The sequence below is a fragment of the Endozoicomonas sp. GU-1 genome, from assembly GCF_027366395.1.
Lineage (GTDB): Bacteria > Pseudomonadota > Gammaproteobacteria > Pseudomonadales > Endozoicomonadaceae > Endozoicomonas.
This window is the reverse complement of the sequence record NZ_CP114771.1, coordinates 2,170,714-2,189,598: the sequence shown is the minus strand read 5'-3', so window position 1 is coordinate 2,189,598 and position 18,885 is coordinate 2,170,714. Positions and strand designations below refer to the sequence as shown.

Annotated in this window: 15 protein-coding genes; 5 read left to right on the top strand and 10 right to left on the bottom strand. The window is 49.6% G+C overall.

Annotated features, from left to right (window positions below; genetic code table 11):
• Positions 1 to 13: 13 nt before the first annotated feature.
• Together O3276_RS08820 and O3276_RS08815 are read right to left on the bottom strand one after the other, a co-directional pair.
• Positions 14 to 478: a VanZ family protein gene (locus tag O3276_RS08820; protein ID WP_269675308.1), complete on the bottom strand. Its 465-nt coding sequence runs from the start codon at positions 476 to 478 to the stop codon at positions 14 to 16.
• Complete coding sequence (locus O3276_RS08815; protein WP_269675307.1) at positions 439 to 1,095, bottom strand: pseudouridine synthase; 657 nt, start codon at positions 1,093 to 1,095, stop codon at positions 439 to 441. Before O3276_RS08815 ends, O3276_RS08820 begins: the two co-directional genes overlap by 40 nt.
• Before the next feature lie 89 nt (positions 1,096 to 1,184).
• Here O3276_RS08815 and O3276_RS08810 point away from each other — a divergent pair, with 89 nt between their 5' ends.
• Positions 1,185 to 2,633 (top strand): DASS family sodium-coupled anion symporter, encoded by a 1,449-nt coding sequence (locus O3276_RS08810; RefSeq protein WP_269675306.1) that lies wholly within the window; start codon positions 1,185 to 1,187, stop codon positions 2,631 to 2,633.
• 46 nt (positions 2,634 to 2,679) lie between these two features.
• Here the strand turns inward: O3276_RS08810 and O3276_RS08805 are convergent, their stop codons facing one another.
• Positions 2,680 to 2,877, bottom strand: coding sequence for a DUF2788 domain-containing protein (locus O3276_RS08805; protein WP_101748002.1), 198 nt, complete (start codon positions 2,875 to 2,877; stop codon positions 2,680 to 2,682).
• 269 nt (positions 2,878 to 3,146) lie between these two features.
• Here O3276_RS08805 and O3276_RS08800 point away from each other — a divergent pair, with 269 nt between their 5' ends.
• Together O3276_RS08800 and O3276_RS08795 are read left to right on the top strand one after the other, a co-directional pair.
• The gene (locus tag O3276_RS08800; protein ID WP_269675305.1) at positions 3,147 to 3,509 is read left to right on the top strand and encodes a hypothetical protein; all 363 of its coding nucleotides are present in this window, start codon (positions 3,147 to 3,149) and stop codon (positions 3,507 to 3,509) included.
• 52 nt (positions 3,510 to 3,561) lie between these two features.
• Complete coding sequence (locus O3276_RS08795) at positions 3,562 to 5,601, top strand: hypothetical protein (RefSeq protein WP_269675304.1); 2,040 nt, start codon at positions 3,562 to 3,564, stop codon at positions 5,599 to 5,601.
• Positions 5,602 to 5,651: 50 nt separating this feature from the next.
• Here the strand turns inward: O3276_RS08795 and O3276_RS08790 are convergent, their stop codons facing one another.
• The 3 genes from O3276_RS08790 to efpL form a co-directional block, all read right to left on the bottom strand.
• Complete coding sequence (locus tag O3276_RS08790; RefSeq protein ID WP_269675303.1) at positions 5,652 to 6,260, bottom strand: DUF416 family protein; 609 nt, start codon at positions 6,258 to 6,260, stop codon at positions 5,652 to 5,654.
• A gap of 74 nt (positions 6,261 to 6,334) precedes the next feature.
• Positions 6,335 to 6,715: a hypothetical protein gene (locus O3276_RS08785; protein WP_269675302.1), complete on the bottom strand. Its 381-nt coding sequence runs from the start codon at positions 6,713 to 6,715 to the stop codon at positions 6,335 to 6,337.
• 449 nt (positions 6,716 to 7,164) lie between these two features.
• On the bottom strand, positions 7,165 to 7,731 hold the full coding sequence (gene efpL / locus O3276_RS08780; protein ID WP_269675301.1) for an elongation factor P-like protein EfpL: 567 nt from the start codon (positions 7,729 to 7,731) through the stop codon (positions 7,165 to 7,167).
• A gap of 352 nt (positions 7,732 to 8,083) precedes the next feature.
• On the opposite strand from efpL, the gene O3276_RS08775 reads away from it, so the two are divergent.
• Positions 8,084 to 8,662 carry a hemerythrin domain-containing protein gene (locus O3276_RS08775; protein WP_269675300.1) on the top strand — a complete coding sequence of 193 codons (579 nt, stop codon included), beginning with the start codon at positions 8,084 to 8,086 and terminating at the stop codon, positions 8,660 to 8,662.
• A gap of 239 nt (positions 8,663 to 8,901) precedes the next feature.
• Positions 8,902 to 10,650, top strand: coding sequence for a gamma-glutamyltransferase (gene ggt, locus O3276_RS08770; protein ID WP_269675299.1), 1,749 nt, complete (start codon positions 8,902 to 8,904; stop codon positions 10,648 to 10,650).
• A 234-nt stretch (positions 10,651 to 10,884) separates the two neighbouring features.
• Here ggt and O3276_RS08765 read toward each other — a convergent pair whose 3' ends face one another.
• The 4 genes from O3276_RS08765 to O3276_RS08750 form a co-directional block, all read right to left on the bottom strand.
• Positions 10,885 to 12,762, bottom strand: coding sequence for a hypothetical protein (locus O3276_RS08765; RefSeq protein ID WP_269675298.1), 1,878 nt, complete (start codon positions 12,760 to 12,762; stop codon positions 10,885 to 10,887).
• 260 nt (positions 12,763 to 13,022) lie between these two features.
• Positions 13,023 to 14,312 (bottom strand): ankyrin repeat domain-containing protein, encoded by a 1,290-nt coding sequence (locus O3276_RS08760; protein WP_269675297.1) that lies wholly within the window; start codon positions 14,310 to 14,312, stop codon positions 13,023 to 13,025.
• Positions 14,313 to 14,627: 315 nt separating this feature from the next.
• Positions 14,628 to 16,616 carry a hypothetical protein gene (locus O3276_RS08755; RefSeq protein ID WP_269675296.1) on the bottom strand — a complete coding sequence of 663 codons (1,989 nt, stop codon included), beginning with the start codon at positions 16,614 to 16,616 and terminating at the stop codon, positions 14,628 to 14,630.
• 297 nt (positions 16,617 to 16,913) lie between these two features.
• Positions 16,914 to 18,875: an acetoacetate--CoA ligase gene (locus tag O3276_RS08750; protein ID WP_269675295.1), complete on the bottom strand. Its 1,962-nt coding sequence runs from the start codon at positions 18,873 to 18,875 to the stop codon at positions 16,914 to 16,916.
• Positions 18,876 to 18,885 lie beyond the last annotated feature (10 nt).

Genomic DNA, 18,885 nt, shown 5'->3' with positions numbered 1-18,885 from the left:
CTTTGGTCGGTAATTATCCGTTGTTATCTCCTGGGCATGTTTCCTTAAACGCCCAGCGAACCCTTAAAACAGGCGTTCTTTTAAACGCAGGAATCAATAACCAGTACATAAAGATGCCCAAGCAGTTGGCGACGATATCCCAGAATGATGGGTAGCGATAGTCAGTAAGGGATTGCAGGCCTTCAATCCAGATACCGTATATAGCTGCGATAGCCACTTTTTTCAGGTTGAAACGGTCCTGGTAACAAAAGCCATCAAGCAGGCCGGAAATAACCAGAAAAGCAAGGCAGTGGGCTATTTTGTCAGCAGCCACCGGCAGCCTCCAGAATGTCAGGTCAACACTTTTGAAGTTATCTATAGGCAATAGAGACAAAATAGTGATGGCGGTCAGGGTAATGGCTAGTGCCGCTCTGCTGACCGGTAAATAGTGCTGAAGAATTACGTCTTCCAGTGACGGGGCTTTCCTGAGGTTTTCCACTTTACACGTTTGGATCTGTTTGTATTGAGTTTGTCTTTCAGTGAAGCAGGCATTTCCAGCTCACGCCAATGACCCGGCTGCAGGTCGTCAATTTTCCATGATCCTATCTGGCAGCGAATCAGCCTGAGTGTTGGATGGCCGATAGCCGCGGTCATTCTTCTTACCTGACGGTTTCTTCCCTCCTTTATAGTCAATTGAATCCAGCAATCCGGAATCGACTTTCTTTCCCGTATGGGTGGCACTCTGTCCCAGACATCAGGAGCGTCAATGATTTCTGCCCGGGCCGGGAGAGTAGGGCCATCGTTCAGAACTATTCCGGTGCGAAGATGGTCTAAGGATTGAGCGTCCGGGATTCCTTCCACCTGAACCCAGTATGTTTTCGGCATTTTGTGCTCAGGTGAGGCAATCAGGTTTTGCAACTGGCCATTATCCGTCAGCAGTAACAACCCTTCGCTGTCTCTATCCAGCCTGCCCGCTGGATAGATGCCGGGAATGTTAATGAAATCCTTCAGGGTTTGCCGTCCTTCCTGGTCCGTAAACTGGGTCAGGACACCGTAAGGTTTATTAAAAAGCAATAATCGGCTTTTTTTGGAAGGGCGTATAACAGAGGCCTGCATGGGTAATCACTGATGAGAAAAGTCAGAATTATAAATGCAGGAGAACCTGTGGACTAGACTATGGCCTTAATCATTTAAAAGGGGTTTGTGTGAGTACACCACCAGCAAGCTGTGATCACCCTCAGCAACGGGCAACTGATGTGAAATCAGTTATCAGTTATTTAGCTCCATTGCTATTGGGGGGGAGTCTGTGGGTGCTCCCTGCACCGGAAGGTCTGGATCTTCAGGGGTGGCACATGCTGATTATTTTTATCAGCACCCTGTTGGGGGTGATGGTCACTCCCATGCCCATGTCGGCAATCACCTTGATGGGGGTGACAGCCCTGGGGCTGACCAAAACCCTGACCCTCAAGCAGGCACTGGCGGGTTATGGTGATCCTGTAACCTGGCTGGTGGTGCTGGCGTTTTTCATCTCTCACGGGTTTATAAAAACCGGACTTGGGCTCAGAATTGCCTACTGCTTCATGCGTATCATGGGGAAGAAAACCCTGACCCTGGGTTATGGACTGACCCTGACGGATATGCTGCTTGCCCCGGCAATGCCCAGTACCACGGCTCGCGCAGGTGCCGTGGTATACCCCATTATGCAATCCATCGCCACTGTTTATGACAGTAAGCCGGGAGCCACTGCCAACAGGATAGGGGCCTTTCTGTTGATGATCGTCTTCCACGCCAATGCCATCACAAGCACCATGTTTCTGACTGCCATGGCGGGTAATCCGCTGGTGGTCAAGCTTGCTGGCAATCAGGGTATTGAGTTGAGCTGGGCGACGTGGGCTTTGGGGGCATTGTTACCCGGTATGGTCTGTCTTATCTTGATGCCAATTTGTCTGTATCGCATTACCCCGCCGGAATTGAAAGAAACCCCCATGGCCGTCAAGGTGGCACAGGATGAACTTCATCGCCTGGGCTCCCTGACCAGGGATGAATGGATTATGGCCGGTACATTCCTGGCGCTTCTGGTGCTGTGGATATTTGGTCAGCAGCTGGGCTTTTCAGCGACGCTGGTGGCTATGGTGGGTGTGTGCATTCTGCTGTCAAGCGGTGTTCTGAACTGGGATGATCTCCGTGGTAATAAGGGAGCCTGGGACACCATGATCTGGTTCGGGGCATTTATTACCATGGCTCATTACCTCAGTGCCTATGGCGTAGTGAACTATGTCAGTGATCAGGTTGGCGTTCTGTTCGACGGTTTGCCCGCCTGGCTGGCAATGATTACCGTCTGTGGACTTTACTACTTTTTCCATTACTTCTTTGCCGCATCCACAGCACAGATCAGTGCCATGTATGCCGGTTTTCTACTGATCATGCTCGGAGCTGGCGTTCCCCCTCTGGGAGGTGCCCTGATGCTTGCCTATATGAGTAATATTTGTGCTGTTATTACCCACTATGGGAATGGACCGGCACCAATCCTTTATGGTGCTGGTTATGTCTCTCTTTTCAACTGGTGGAAAGTCGGGTTGATCATGAGCTCGCTCTATTTGCTGGTATGGCTGGGGCTGGGTAGTGTCTGGTTGTCTTGGTTAGGCTATTTATAGCCAATAATTTGTAACTAATCCGGCCATCTGCCACGGTGCGTATGGCCTAAACAATCACCTCAACAAGAAATGTTTTGATCAGAAAACCCAGGACACCCAGGCCGAGAGCTCCAAAGAGTACAAATGTACCCCATTTTCCCGCATTGGATTTTTTGGCCAGGTCATAAACGATAAAAGCCATAAATAAAACCAGCCCGCTGATTAAGACCTGTAACATGATGGATTCGAACTCAGCAATATCCATAGAACCTCCAGAAGTTTTGCCGACTTTTTTTGGCAACTTTTTTTGCCTGCTTTTTTTCGCCAACTTTCTTATGCCGGTATTTTAGGCATTTTCTGCTGAGTCGCCAATATCGCCTATAAACACAGTACAACTCCCATCAGTTGATGCGGTATTGCCAAGGCGCTGCAATCCTCAACCGTCAACAGACCCTACACAGATTTGTTACCAGACCGATATAGGTATCCAGAGAGTTTCAAAATGATCTGGTCAAAGGCTATCCGGGGGTAGGAATGGCGCTCAAACTCAGGCTGGTAGATGTCACCAAATTACAAAAAACCAACTATCTGACGTCGGAGGCATCAAAGGCGGCCGTCCGGGAGGCAAAGGTACTGCTGGATAAGCAGGAAGAGTTTATGAAAAATGGCGGAATGGACCGGCAAAAGTTACGTGCTTTTATCAATAGTGACTTTTGGACATCTCGCCAAAAGCAGAAAGCCAGGGAAGAACTGCTCAATTTTCATAATGAGTTCAAAAGTAATATGGCCAATGAAGCAACGGCTAAGCGCAAAGAGCTGAATAGTGCCAGCCGTCTGCTCACGCAACGTAAAGTGAAGAAAGCAAGTACCGTTAAAAAGCGCTCCGGATATGTATAGGGCGTAAACAGATCCATATAAAAAATAACTGCTTTTCAGGGATGAGTTCAGCATGAATAACGTTAACGGCGTTTCCACGACGAATGACATAAAAACTCTAAATCCGGCAGATATGAGTCAGCAGGACTTCATTGCTGCTGTTTATCTTGAACGTGGAGAAATGCTGGACTCAGAAGTTCGACGAATTATTGGTGAAATTGATAAAAGTAATCAGTATGTAGATACCATTAATAAGTTGATTGGCAAGGCAAATGTTGCCGAGTATGGATCAACACATTATTCCTCCACCACATGGCAGGTTAAAGGCAAAAATGTTGTGCTTGATAATGGTTACGGGTTGAGTTTCCAGCCAGATGGTAAGGGTGGAAATACCTTCACTCTGCTTGACGGTGATGGTAATCAGTTAATCTACCAGAACCGGGCTCTGATACCTGTTCCTGCCGGCACCACGGTGGATGCACTGGAAGTTGGCATTCCCGTAATGAATGACATGACTTATATCCTGGATGATGGTACTGAGATTACCTTTCAGACCGGAACCCCGGATAAGGCATTCAACTCTTCAGACTTTTCCGGAGGGATGGCGGATATCACCTCGATTATCATTACCCGGGATAATCAGGGAATGAAAATCAGTGATGTCAATGTTGCCGGATCAATGACCATCGGATCCCCTACCATTGAGGGTGTAACTGACCCGGTAGCAACCCAGCCAAAGACAACCACGCATACGGTAAACGTTGCTGCTGACAGTCTGAAGACATTTGGGGACTACAATGGAAACGAAAATTACGACACCATTAGTGTCACCCATGCTGGCAAAGTACTCTCCATGTGGGAAGGGGTTATTAATGATAAATCGCCAGCGGAGCAGGCCGCCATAATGGCCCAGATACAGTCGAACGGCGGGATGTCTATTTTCTGGGGGCTCGGTGATGCGGATGGGGATAAGAGTAATTATGAGAAAGAGTTTACTTATCAGCCCTACGCCGGTGAAACGCTCTACAAATTTATTGAACGTGCCGTGAATCGCTCCAAACTGGATTTCCGAAACTATGTCAATGATCAGGAAGGCGAGATAGAAATACATGATATCGAAACCGCCATTAAGCTTCCTGCTTATAGTTATCAGGAAGTGATACCGGCAACCAGTAAAACAACGGGCACTGTTTCATCCCATTATATCAGAGAAGACCGGAATTTTTATGGCTCTGAGGATTATGGAAGTATTAAGATATTAACTGATGATTATCTGTTACGGTTAAAAAGTGACTTGGCGAAAATGGATTTTAGCGACGAAAAGATGAAGGGGTTTGAAAGAGAGTTGCAGACCAATGGCTATACCGTTACCTTGCACCTGGAGGATCTTGATGGAGAAAATAACACTTATAATCGGTCTTATAACTACAAAATGATTTCCGGAGAGAGTACGGATGAATTCTTTGACCGGGTGATGGAACAGTCCGCAACCCGATTTAAATCACATATAAACTACCATAGGGATGAGGGAGAAATTGAAATAAAATCAATGGCTGTCATAAGTACTCTGCCCGGATTCTCTTATGATAAGTATGCGGTACCTCAGCAGGTTCAGAATCCCACTCGCCCGAAAAACCAGCACAGCCTGGATACCAACAGTCATGATGGTCACATCCTGTTTGAAGCCGGAGGCATGCACCAGTGGGAGTATGATGGCCGGGGTACCCAGGCGATCAGCAAAACGAATCCCAATGATTCCAGCAGTCAGGTATCCGGTTTTTTTGCCAGGAAGCTGGCATTCAGCCAGGCAAGCAGTGATGATTTTAGCGGGACCACGCCGTTTATGACCGAGAAGGAGAAAGAACTCCTGAGTGATATATTGAGGATTACCTATCCCGATGCCAGCGGCAGTGGCAAGCTGACCCCGGAAGAGTGGGTCACGTTAAAGAAGAGCCTGATTAATGCCCGGGATAACCTCAATGGCAACAGTCAGATTCAGACCGTTCAGCTGCAAAGGGCGATGCAGACGTATAATCAAAACTTTGAGGCCATGTCCAACGCCCAGCAGAAGATCTACTCCCTGCTCAGGGATATCATTTCTAATGTGAAGTAATCCGGGGCAACCGGTAAGGCTGTGCAGCAGCGAATGCCGGTCAACCTGACTTAATCAAGACTGATCCCCAGTTGACTGACACCATCGTTGGCAGAAAGTAGCCGAAGCTCTTTGGTAAACTCTTTTGATGGTTGCTTTTGCTGACAGACCATGCTGATCAACTCACTGATAAACCGACGTTGAACCTCAAACAATTCATGCTCTTCAGTGTACTGCGCCAGCTCGGTTCCTCTGAGCTCTTGAGCTTCAGTGTATTTTATGAATTTACCAATGGTGCTGAGTGACACGGTTAATGCACTGGCCGTTTCATCAATGGATGCTTTCATGGCACAGTTGATGGCACAGTTAAGACCTGCCGAAAAGTCCAGTGCCGGTTCAACACCAAACATATCAAAATCTTCAGGGGCTGGCGTATTTTCATCCAGTCGTTCAAGCAGACGTTCGAAGTTTTTTGCCGATTGAAGTCCGGCAGTATAGTCCCAGAGCATGTTCAGACAGTGCCTCACATCGGCAGCATGGCCAAATTCTGCCAGCTCTGAAAACAGTGCAAAGTTGGGCCAGGCTCTCTCAGTGACAGCCGTAGCCAGTGTGGCCAGTTGCCAGGGAGCGAGTAATTCAATTTGGCGGGAATATTGAGCGTATAGTGTGCGGGTGTTCAATGATGATTACCATAAGGGTTGATGCCGCTGGCATTCTAGCATTTCTTATTAACAGCGACATCACTACTTTAAATTTACAGGGGCCAGGTAAACTGCAGTCGTACAGAGTTGAATTTATAATTGGAATTTAACTCAACAGCACCACCATCCGGTAAGCAGCTGCCCGCAGTAATTCTATTGGTCCTGAGCTGGACTTCCCCGCAGTCACTGAAAGAATAACGGGTGTTCTGCCTGATAAAGTAAATACTTTCTTTAACGCTTTCTCCAAGACCGATGCTCTCCAGTCCGTAAAGAATGGCTGAGCCTGCAACCCGGTCCCGGACCTTATCCGGGTCGTCAATGGTTTTGTAAATGAATGAGCCAATGCGCTCTTCATTGATCTCTATTGTCTGTTTGAAAATAAATTCTGCTTGTTTGTGGTCTGTTTGATAGGTCGGTGCCAGAAAGTCATTCATGGATGAAACATCGTTTAAAAACGGAGTCCTATCATTTGATTCCATCAGCAGGGAATGATCAGCTGATGAATAGGATATAAAGCCCATTGCCATAGATAAGTAAATCGTTCGAAAAATGTTTTGGGCAATATTAGTTATTTTCATAGCTTTAATCCTTGAGTTGATTTATGTCTGTTTGTTCTTTTTCTCCGAAAGAGATTTTTTGGTTTTCGATAGGAAGAGAATGTTTTTAATTCTATTTAGATAATCAAAAACCAAATGCTTAAAACATATTGTTTTAAATACATATCATCACATTAGACACCTTAGGAATGAAAATAACTTGAACAAAGGTATCATATTTCTATTTGATCTATGGTTTTGAGTGTTTTAATTGTTTTTGAGAATAAAAATATCTTTTTATATTTCGAATATGGCTTCCAAGGAACATCCCCGGAAACCAATGGCCATCAGGCGCGGGACATGAACTTCCCGGTTTCTGTATTGATTTTAATGATTTCCCCGTTACTGAGATACTCTGGAACCTGGACTTCCAGGCCAGTGCTGACCCTGGCCGGTTTTGTTCTTGCCGCGGCCGAGGCTCCTTTTATGCCAGGGGCTGTATCAACGATTTCCAGGGCAACGGATGCTGGCAGGTCAATCGCCAGTAGCTGGCCTTCAACCAGCAGGGCGGTCAGGCCTGCCATATTGTCAGCGATATAGAGAAGCTGGTCCTCAATCGTGCTGGCATTGACGAGATACTGGGAATAATCCTCAGAATCCATAAACGTACACTCATTGCCTTCACGATAGAGAAGCGTGACGGCTCTTCTCTGCAAGTCCACATCAGTGAGAAGAATATCGCCGGTCAGTGTCTGCTCAAGTTTCTGGCCGCCGGGAACAGAATTGAAACGAACCTTATACAGGGTCTGGGCACCGCGGGCAGATGGGCTTTTCGCCTCAACCTGACGAACCTGATAATACTGGCCTTCAATGTCTACAATCTGGCCTTTTTTCAGTTCTCGAGCGTAAGGCATTGGATTCCTCGGAATAGCTGGTGTGCAGATAAATACGGTTGGAGTGATGATTGTGCTCTGGTCTGAACTGCTTTGACCCGGACAGCCAGAGTAAAGCATCCATCGGGGCATTTTAAATTGATTATGTCTGCTGATAAAGAGAGCAGTAAGTGAAGTACTGCGCAATACTAGATTGAGGTTTAAAGTTGAGTCTTACCAATGCAAATGTCGTGGGTTACTTGTTGTCTGTCAATTTCATGAAAAATATTGCATCGCGCTCGCTAACATAGATAAGTTTGACTTATATCAATGCTTGAAAAAGGCTGGGCCTATAAAAAAGATTATTAGAATAAATATCCAAGGGCGATGCCATATGACGACAGTGATTGACCGAATCATCAAAGACCATCAGCATATGGCACGCTTGCTGGACTACCTCGATTACGAGGTCTCTGGTTACCGGGAAGGCAGTGAGCACAATCCTCAGCTGAACATTATTATTGAAGCGCTGGATTATATGCATAACTATCCAGATGCATTTCACCATCCTCTTGAGTCCAGGCTGATGGCCCGGCTTCGTCCACGGTTGGCCAGTAAAGAAGAACGGATTCAGTTTGATATGATTGAGGATCAACACCGGCAGATTACGGCAATGACCCAGAAGCTCGTGGAGGCTTTCAATACCGTTGTTTCTGACCAGGTTATCCCGATCAATCTGCTACTGGCTGAATACACGCTCTACAGTGAATTGCAGCGGGAGCATATGGAACTGGAAAACCAGTATATGATTCCGGCGATGCAGTCCTTATTGAGTGTTGATGATCTGGTACTGGTTGATAATGATCTTAAACAGATGTCTGATCCACTTTTTGGTTCTCATTTATGGGAGGTATACCAAAATCTGTACCAGTATATTACTGAGCGGGAAAACGGGGTTGAGCCAGTTGTTTGATATTCAGCTCTACCCATAACCTTTACTCTCCAGCAAATTGAGTGTTAAGAATTTGCTGGGAGTCCTGTCCAGACCGTAACTCAGTTTTCTGCTTGCCTCTTCGCCTTTATCTTCTTCATCCAGCCTGCAAAGTAATAGCACTGATATTCATAAAGTGATAATTGTATAGTGCAGTTTTTTATTTCGCTATCTATCAGCGTACAGTGTTGACATCTGAGTCATGAAAGAGAGGATGGAGCGTGGGTAAACCAATAACATGGATTGTTGCAGGCATTTTCTGGATACAGGCTCATTTCGCTCTTGCTGATGCCATTCCTCCCGGAGAGATTGCGCCCGAGCCGGGGACAGGTAATAAGGAACAGGAACTGGTCAGGGCCTCTGACTATATGGTGGCTACTGCAAACCCCTATGCGGCGAGAGCGGGTTATGAAATTCTCAAACAGGGCGGTTCTGCTATTGATGCTGTCATCGCTACACAGCTGGTGCTGAACCTGGTGGAACCGCAATCTTCAGGTATTGGGGGGTCGGGATTAGTCGTTTATTTTGATAATAAGGCCGGGCAGTTATCCTCCTGGGAAGGGCGTGAGACTGCGCCGGGGCAGGTAAAGCCGGATCACTTTCTTGATGAAACAGGAGAACCCCTGGCGTTTTATGATGCGGTTGTAGGAGGGCGATCCGTAGCAACCCCCGGTCTGCTCAAATTGATGTATGAAGTGCATCAAAAGCATGGAAAACTGGCTTGGAAAACCTTGTTCAAGCCAGCGATAAAACTGGCCCGGGAAGGGTTTATTGTGTCGCCAAGACTGGCCATGCTTGTTGCCATGGATCAGACTCGTCTGGGGCGTTATGAAGACACGAGAAACTACTTTTATCCTGATGGACGTCCTGTGCAGGAAGGTGATCTGCTGAAAAACCTGCCATTTGCCAATACTTTGTCTCTTATTGCCAATCGTGGGATTGATCCGTTCTATCAGGGAGAGATTGGTCGCGATATCGTCACAACGGTGAACTCAGTAACCGATAATCCTGGCTTACTGACGATGAGTGACCTGAACCGTTATCAGGTTCAGGAACGTGACCCTGTCTGTATGGACTATCGGAGGTATCGGGTGTGCAGTATGGGACCACCGAGTTCGGGTGGGCTGACCATGGGGCAGATTCTCGGGATGCTGGATCACTACAACCTGCCTGAACTGGGCAAGGACAACCCCATTAGCTGGCAACTGATTGGCGATGCAACGCGTCTGGCTTTTGCCGACCGTGGCATGTATATGGCGGATCAGGACTTTGTTCATGTGCCGAAGGGTTTGCTGGATAAGTCCTATCTTCTTGAGCGAAGTCGGCTGCTGCAAACCGGAAAGCCGTTGCAAGGGGTTGCTCCGGGCTTGCCACCGGGCATAGACGAAATACGTCAGGCTTCCGTTGAATCACTGGAACTCCCGGCAACGACGCATATCAGCATTGTTGATGGTGATGGCAATGCGGTGGCAATGACCTCCAGCGTAGAGAATGCTTTTGGTTCACGCCTGATGGTCCGTGGTTTTCTATTGAATAACTCCATGACGGATTTTTCCTTCCGTCCATTCATTGATGGCAAACCGGTGGCCAATCGCATAGCACCAGGAAAACGACCAATGTCATCTATGTCTCCCTCTATCGTGTTACGTGAAGGCAAGCCCTATATGATTCTTGGCTCAGCCGGTGGCAGTCGTATCATTCTTCATGTTGCCAAAACGGTCATTGCTCATCTGGATTGGCAGTTACCCGTGGATGAAGCCGTTAGTCTATCTCATCGAATCAATATGGAGGGCTCTTATGAACTTGAGTCCGGAACGGATGCGGAAAAGCTGGTAAAACCGCTAAAAGCAATGGGGTATAAGGTCTCTGTCCGTGATCTGAACAGCGGTCTGCATGCCATTGTTATAAAGAAGTCAGGTCTGGAAGGGGCTGCCGATCCACGGCGGGAAGGTCATGTTATGGGGGACTGAATACCCGTATTTTCCTGATGAACAAGATCAAAGTCTGAGGCGGTGCAACCACTGGTACCCTGAAAAGCACTTTTTCGGAACTTCCAGGTTTAAAGCTTGATCTCCGTTCATCCTGAAGCGGAGTCGAAGGGTGACTGGTACAATCCAGACTAAATTATTCCACGCACTTTATCCCTTTTTGGGCGCGAGCTGCGTTCTGAAGTATATTGCTCGCAGAATTGCCGCCGCTGGTGGCTATACCGACCGGAGTAACGGCACCAATTCATCATCATCGCTTTCTTCGGCAATATCGGGCAGTGAGTTCACGGAGCCTTCGGGGGATCTGTTCACGGGATTGTCCCCTGCACTCCCGGCCAATATGGGGCTATAACCAGCCGCCGATGATGCCCGGTTGCGACAGTAGCGGTAGATGCACAAAACCCCCACCAGCACAAAAAGCACACCGCCCAGGGCAATACCGGCTATAGCGGCTTGACTCAGGTCCAAAGCTCTTGAGCTGCTATTGCTGGAAGTGGTTGGGGTTGTTGCCGGGACGACAGGGAAGAACCCACACTGACGAACAGGATTGTTTGCCAGTGCCTCACCAGGCCGACAATCTGGCGTCAGCAGACCAGGGTCAATACCTGCACATAAATTATCCAGCCAGGGCTGACAACCAGGGACGGTATTGTTTTCCCAGTGTCCATTGATACGGACATTACAGATATCAGGGTCAGAACCACCCGTGACAGGAGACACTGCATATTCACTGTCGATTTCGCAATTTATCGCTGTGGTGCTGGCAACGATGGCTTTAGAATCTAATATTCCCGCTCCGATGCCAGCACATGCGTCCTTTCCGGAGGATGCCACGGTACAGTTCAGTGCGGTGGTGTCAGCAATCTTGGTAGAATCAAGTCCAGTTAAAAGCGTGCCCGCCCCGATGCCGGCACCCCCGCGAGTGCCGGAGGTTGTCACATTGCAGTTTACCGCTGTGGTGTTGGCAACAGTTGCCAAACTAAAAACGCCTCCCCCCACGCCGATGCCTGCACTTCCATCCAGGCCGGAAGCTGTCACGTTACAGTTCACGGCTGTCGTGTCGGCAACCATACCAAAAAAAGCAGCTCTGCCTGCGCCAACACCTGCGTAGCCATAATCTCCGGAGTTTTCGACTGTGCAGTTCACCGCCGTGGTGTCAGCAAGCGTGCCAGTCCCAGAAGCCACACCCGCGCCGATGCCTGCACTTCCATCCCTGAGGGAAGCTGTCACGTGACAGTTCACCGCAGTGGTATCGACAACATTACCATTACCACGAAGTAGCCCGGCACCAATACCTGCGTTCCCGTTCCCGCTCTCTTCGCCACTAGCGGAAGTTGCCACGGAGCAGTTGACTGCGGTGGTGTTGAACACCGTTCCCCGGACATCCCCGCCGGCAATTCCCGCACTGTCACCCAGGGCTACTACATTGGCATTGTTAACGCGGATATTTCTGACCATGGCCTCGTCTTCAATGGTACAGGCCGCTACCGCGACCGGGCCTTTGTCTTTTATATTGGCACCGTTAAAGCTCAGGCCATCGATCTGGCCTGTAGCTCCCAGGGTTTGCACCAGACAATGGCTGAGATTACAAATGGTGCCGTTTTCGCCACGGAGGCTGCCGGTAAACGGATGAGTATCATTACCAATGGGCTGGCTCAACTGGCTGCCATCAATATCCCCGGTCTGCCGGTAAGTACCATTGAGTGGATAGTCAGGGTCGTGGCCGATCTTGCCCAGGGTTGCAGCATCCGGCACCGCTATCCACCGGTCGCTGTTATCGTCGGCTGTGGCTGTCCCATTGGCAGCAGTGAGGCAGGAAGGAGCACCTGGCACCACGGCCGGGTTCGGCAGCTGGCGAGTCTGGGGTGTTGTGCTGGCCGATTTACGATGTAGGTCTTGCTGTCTGTTTTTTATTGCACTGTGGTCGTTTACCGGGTTTGCCTCCCGGGTATTGTCCGGTAACAACGGTATTACGTCAGATTCTGAACACACACCCAGTCGTCCCCACCGTCCCTGTGGCTCGGCAGACTGGGTTGTTGCAGGTCGCGAGGCGCTGGCAGTAACGCTACCGGGCATGGCTGGTGGCTGTATCAAAATCACTACCTCATGATGGCGTTAATTATTGTGCTGGTTTCCTATCGCTCATATTCCCGGGACCGCCACAGGCAGTCATGGGTTTTTGCAATTTGATTGTCCGGTCATCCAGCATAATGAAAAACCTTTTCAACCTGGCGATAAATCCCGGCAGTACCAATGCGGACACCTCCCGGATTTAATACGGCATCGGCCCGGCCATGGAATAGCAAGAAAAGAACGGTTTTTTCTCTTGTCCAAACCAAAGCAGCCAATCTGGATCAGGTTAAAGAGCATTGTCTTCTATCGTCCAAAGCGTCTGCAGCATCTAATGGATTTAACTCCCAGCTGTACTTGGCTCCGGCTCCGATAAGTGCTCGCTTGCATTGTGCATCACTGGCAAAATCCAGCGCCGTCTTGTCCCTGTAGTTTTTGACGTTAAGATCTGCATTGGCATCAATAAGGGGCAAAATGTATCTAATATTGTTTTTTCTGGCAGCCGCAAAGAGTGGCGTTTCACCGGAGCAGTCTCTGGCATTAATATTGGCCCCAGCCCTGATCAGAGTTTCGGCACATTCTACATTGTCAGTCCGGCTGCCCAGGTGGAGGGCTGTACGGCCCTGTTGATCTCTGGCATTGCAATCCGCCCCAGACTCAAGGAGTTTTCGCAGGTAGGTAATATCATCAAGTCCAGCGGCGATATGAAGTGCGCAGTCGCCAAACTGGTTTTTAATATCGACATTTGCCCCGGCGAGCATAACTGCATTCATGAGCTTTTTGTCTTGACAACTAACCGACCGGGTAAGAGGCGTGTGATAAGCAACGTCGAGTCCTTTAAGTCTGCCATTAATGTCAGCACCTTCATCAATCAGAGGTTGCATGCACTGGGTGCTGCCATGCCTAATGGCGTTGAACAAAGCATCATTGAGATCAAGACGACCAACGAGTCTTAGTCCCTCCTCGAGCAAAACTTGCACACTCCCGGGTTGATTTTTGTCGATGGCGTATGTCAGAGACTTATTTAAAATCTCAGTATGTCGTTTACTGTCGAGGCCCTTAAAACTGTCACATGATTTCAGCAGAAATCGGATTGCATCAGTTTGGCCTTTTAGCGAGGCACAATGCAGAGCGCTAACAGCTGCGTTTGCCCCCTCTTTCAGCAAATACCGCATAGACTCTACCTGACCTTCTCTGGCAGCTTCACGCATTGCCTTATTAAGTTTTTCGGTAATGTAATCTCGGCTTATCCTGTTGACCCAGGTGCTTAATACCCACTCCATACACTCAATCCGGCCATTGGCAGCCGCTGCATAAAAGGCATGGTTAGGCTTGGGGAGTGACCCTTGCCCTTTTGATTTTTCCCACAATAATTGCAAGCACTCAACCTGACCGTATTTAGCGGCCATCCGTCCCAGGTCGCTAACTCTGCTCTCCAGATTATCGCCATAAATGGCTGCTGTGGGTTGTTCCCAGCCTATATTGTTGATATCAAGATCCAACACCTTTTCCAGTGCTTCCAGATCCCCATAACGACAGGCATGTTCAGCGACAGGCTGAGAGTCGCGAAGCAACGGCAGGACAGGTTGCTCCGAGCAGACAGTACAATGCAATTTACTCCGCCTGGCCCCAGCCCTGGCTTGATCAAGCAATGGTTGAAGAATGCAGTCAAGATGGAATTGGTGGGACTTGCTGCACGACGCGGTGACTACCGATCGCCCGCCAAATGAACTGGTTGTTGGGTCGTTACAGAGAGCACAGGTGGAAAAATTACTCAAATTGTTGATCGAATTTGTGACGCTATTCATGATAAACGCCCTTTCAGTAAGCAAATGACTTTCACCACCTTCGGTGGCTATACCAACCTGAGTAATGGCACCAATTCATCATCATTCATCATCATCGCTTTCTTCGGCAATATCGGGCAGTGAGTTCACGAAGCGTTCGGGAGATCTGTTCACGGGATTGTCCTCTGTGCTCCCGGCCAATAGGGGGCTATAGCCAGCCGCAGGCGATGCCCGGTTGCGATAGTAGCGGTAGATGCACAAGCCAACCACCAGCACCAAGAGTACACCGCCCAGGGCTATAGCGGCTAAAGCGGCTTGATTCAGGTCCACATCCCTTGAGCTGCTTTTACCCGAAGTGGTTGGGGTTGTTGTTGGGATTGTGGTCGGGATTGTGGTCGGGAAGAACCCACACCGTTGAATTTGATTGTTGGCCAGTGCCGTAAAATTATAAACATCGGGTTGATAATTCGGCGGCAGCAGACCAGGGTCAATACCTGCACATAAATTTTCCAGCCAGGGCTGACAACCAGGGGCGGTATTGTTTTGCCAGTGTCCATTGATACGGACATTACAGATACCCGCTTCAGGACCACCCATGACGCCAGCATCTCCATATTCACTGTCGACTTCGCAATTGATCGCTGTGGTGCAGGCACGATTGCCATGAGATGAAAATCTTCCCACTCCGATGCCGGCACCTGCGCTCTTGCCGGAGGTTGTCACTGTACAGTTCAGCGCGGTGGTACCTACAACTTTTTCAGATTCAAATCCGCCACCAACCATGCCCACCCCGATACCGGCGTTCCCGCCGGGGCCGGAGGTTGTCACAGTGCAGTTTACTGCTGTGGTGTTGGCAACATTTGCCAAAGCAAAACTGCCTCCCCCTGCGCCGATGCCTGCATTGCCAAGCAAACCGGAAGCGGCCACGGTACAGTTCACCGCTGTGGTGTTGGCAACCATGTCAAAAAAAACAGCTTTGCCCAGGCCAATGCCTGCGTCGCCATCCTCACCGGAGTTTTCCACTATACAGTCCACCGCCGTGGTGTGAGCAATCGTGCCATCATCAAAAGCCGTACCCACACCAATGCCAGCACCTCCATACCGAGCGGAATTTTCAACTTTGCAGTTCACCGCCGTGGTGTTGGCAACCATGCCATGACCATCACGACGCCCCCAGGCTTTGGAACCTGCCATAAACCTCCCTGCACCAATGCCTGCTGCCCCTGAATATTCAGAGCTGGCCGATGTGCAGTTCACCGCAGTGGTTCCGACAACCCTGCCATTATCACGAAGAAACCCGGCACCAATACCTGCTGCTCCAGCCTCTTCCACACCAGCGGAGGCTGCTACTGTGCAGTTCACTGCGGTGGTGTTGAGCACAGTTCCCCGGACATTTCCCCCGGCAATCCCCGCACTGCCACCCAGGGCTACTACATTGGCATTGTTAACGCTGACACTACTGACCCAGGCAGCGTCTTCAATGTTACAGGCTGCGACTGCGACCGGGCCTTTTTCTCTTATGTTGGCATCGCTAAACCTCAGGCCATTGATTTGCCCCGGACCACCGAGCGTTTGCACCAGACAATTGCTGAGATTACCAATGGTACCGTTTTCGCGACGGAGGCTGCCGGTAAACGGATGAGTATCATTACCAATGGGCTGGTCCAATTGGCTGCCATCAATATCCCCGGTCTGTCGGTAATGACCATTGAGTGGATAGCCAGGGTCGTGGCCGATTTTGCCAAGGGTGGCAGCATCCGGCACCGCTATCCACCGGTCACTGTTACCGAGGGTTGTCGCACCGGCGGCAGTAAGGCCGGAAGGAGCCCTAACGGCGGCGCTCGGCAGCTGATGAACCCGGGGCGTTGTGCTGGCCGGTTTACGATGCTGCGGCGATACGTCTGGCTGTCTGTTTTTTATTTTACAGCGGTCGTTTTTCTGCCGGGTATTGTCCGGTAATAACGGTCCGACGCGAGATTTCGTGCACACAGCCATTTGCCCCCACCGTCCCTGTGACTCGGCAGAGGGGGTTGTGGCAGATCGTGGGTCGTTGGCAGTAGCGCTGCCTGGCATGGTTGATGGCTGTATCAAAATCACTACCTCATGATGGCGTTAATTATTGTGCTGGTTTCCTACCGCTCAAATTCCCGTGACCGCCACAGGCAGTCATGGGACTTGGTAATTGGATTGTTCGGTCATCCAGCATAATGAAAATGCCACACGGGTAGTGAAGGCCTGTTCGTGCCTGACTCGGGGATTCTCACGCAAAGAGCAAACAACCCGCAGGGTAGAATAGTCCTGGGTGCGTTACTTTGCTGTGAAAATTCCCGAGAAGCGCATGACACGGGCCAGCCTGAAATGCGTGAGCCCTTCGGTACTTTGAAAAGCTCAGGAAAAAAGCTCCTGACGGTGTCTGAACTGATCCAGGGCATCCGGGTTGGCCAGGGCATCGGTATTTTTTACCGGCCGGTTATGAATAACTTCACGCACCGCCAGCTCGACGATTTTACCGCTGATGGTTCTTGGAATGTCGGTGACCTGCAGAACCTTGGCGGGAACGTGACGAGGCGTAGTGTTGCTGCGAATGGTATGGATGATTTTTCGGATCAATTGATCATCAAGTGTCACGCCATCACGAAGCTGCACAAACAACACAATGCGTGTGTCGTCTTCCCATTCCTGTCCTACCGCAATGCTCTCAAGTACTTCTTCTACCTTTTCAACCTGGCGATAAATCTCGGCAGTACCAATGCGGACGCCTCCCGGATTTAATACGGCATCGGCCCGGCCATGGATAATAACACCGCCATGCCGGGTCAGCTCGCCGTAATCGCCATGAGCCCAGACCCCGGCAAACTCGTTGAAGTAGGCGCTGTGGTACTTGTTGCCATCAGGGTCATTCCAGAAGCCAACGGGCATGGACGGGAAACTGGACTGACAGACCAGCTCTCCCTTGGCTTCAGTCAGCGGAGACCCTGTGGCATCCACAAAGTGAACCTCCATACCCAGCCCCCGGCATTGCAGTTCACCGCGATAGACCGGCAGTATCGGGCAGCCCAGGGCAAAGCAGGAGATGATGTCCGTGCCACCGGATATGGAAGAAAGCCGGACATCCGCTTTTACCTCCTGAAAAACATAGTCATAGCTTTCGTGCAGCAAGGGAGAGCCTGTCGATAGAATGGCTTTGAGATGTTGAAGGTTATGACTGCTGGCAGGTTTGACGCCGGCTTTTTGCAGGGCGGCAATGTATTTGGCGCTGGTACCAAAAATGGAAACCTTCTCCGCCTCTGCCATATCCATCAGGGTTGCAGGTTCGGGATAAAACGGTGAGCCATCGTACAAAACGACAGTGGCCCCAAGGGCCAGTGATGAAACCAGCCAGTTCCACATCATCCAGCCACAGGTGGTAAAGTAGAAAATCGTATCCTGGGCTTTCAGATCGGTATGAAGGCCCAGCTCTTTCAAATGTTGTAGCAGCGTTCCACCATGACCATGAACAATACACTTGGGAACGCCAGTGGTACCTGAAGAGTACATAATGAACAGTGGATGATTAAACTCGACAGGGATGATACTCACCGATTCATTGGATGGCTGGCAGAAATCAGCCCAGAGTATCGCATTGCTGTTTTTATTGAGAGTGTTGAGTTGCTCGATATCCGGCTCCGGATTGGCAAAAGGCACAACGACAGTGGTTTCCAGCGATGGGATGTTTTGCTGAATCTGTGTTGTTTTTGCCATACAGTCGATGGTTTTACCGCCATAAAAGTAACCGTCAACCGTGAGCAGGAGCCGGGGCTCAATCTGTCCGAAACGATCCAGAACGCCCTGAATACCAAAATCTGGCGAACAGGATGACCAGATTGCCCCGAGCGCTGTGGCGGCCAGCATCAGAATAATGGTTTCCGGGCAGTTGGGCATAAAGGCCGCAATACGATCCCCTTTTTTGACACCGGCTGCAATCAACCCCTGTTGAGCTGCGGCTACTGATTGATAGAGTTCCCGGTAGCTCAGGGTTCGGCGACGGCCATTCTCACCTTTGAATACCAGGGCTGTTTTATTATCTCTTCGTTGCAGCAGGTGTTCTGCATAGTTCAGTGTTGAGTCAGGAAACCATTGAGCACCTGGCATATTGTCGTTTATTAAGGGCGCGGAGGGTTGGGCATGAAATTGTACGCGGTAGAATTCTGCCAGCCGTTGCCAGAAGACCGGGCGCTCTTCAATGCTCCATTGGTATAGATCAGAATAATCCTCCAGTGGCAAACCTGTGACTTCTTTTATGCGGTTGATAAACGCCTGAAGATTGGATGATGTTATTGTGTTTTGATCCGGTATCCACAGTGCTGTCATTGGCTTTCTC

Coding starts and splice junctions, on each gene's coding strand:
- O3276_RS08815 (WP_269675307.1), bottom strand. CDS start 1,095: ATGCAGGCCTCTGTTATACGCCCTTCCAAAAAAAGCCGATTATTGCTT.
- O3276_RS08805 (WP_101748002.1), bottom strand. CDS start 2,877: ATGGATATTGCTGAGTTCGAATCCATCATGTTACAGGTCTTAATCAGC.
- O3276_RS08800 (WP_269675305.1), top strand. CDS start 3,147: ATGGCGCTCAAACTCAGGCTGGTAGATGTCACCAAATTACAAAAAACC.
- O3276_RS08795 (WP_269675304.1), top strand. CDS start 3,562: ATGAATAACGTTAACGGCGTTTCCACGACGAATGACATAAAAACTCTA.
- O3276_RS08785 (WP_269675302.1), bottom strand. CDS start 6,715: ATGAATGACTTTCTGGCACCGACCTATCAAACAGACCACAAACAAGCA.
- efpL (WP_269675301.1), bottom strand. CDS start 7,731: ATGCCTTACGCTCGAGAACTGAAAAAAGGCCAGATTGTAGACATTGAA.
- O3276_RS08775 (WP_269675300.1), top strand. CDS start 8,084: ATGACGACAGTGATTGACCGAATCATCAAAGACCATCAGCATATGGCA.
- O3276_RS08750 (WP_269675295.1), bottom strand. CDS start 18,875: ATGACAGCACTGTGGATACCGGATCAAAACACAATAACATCATCCAAT.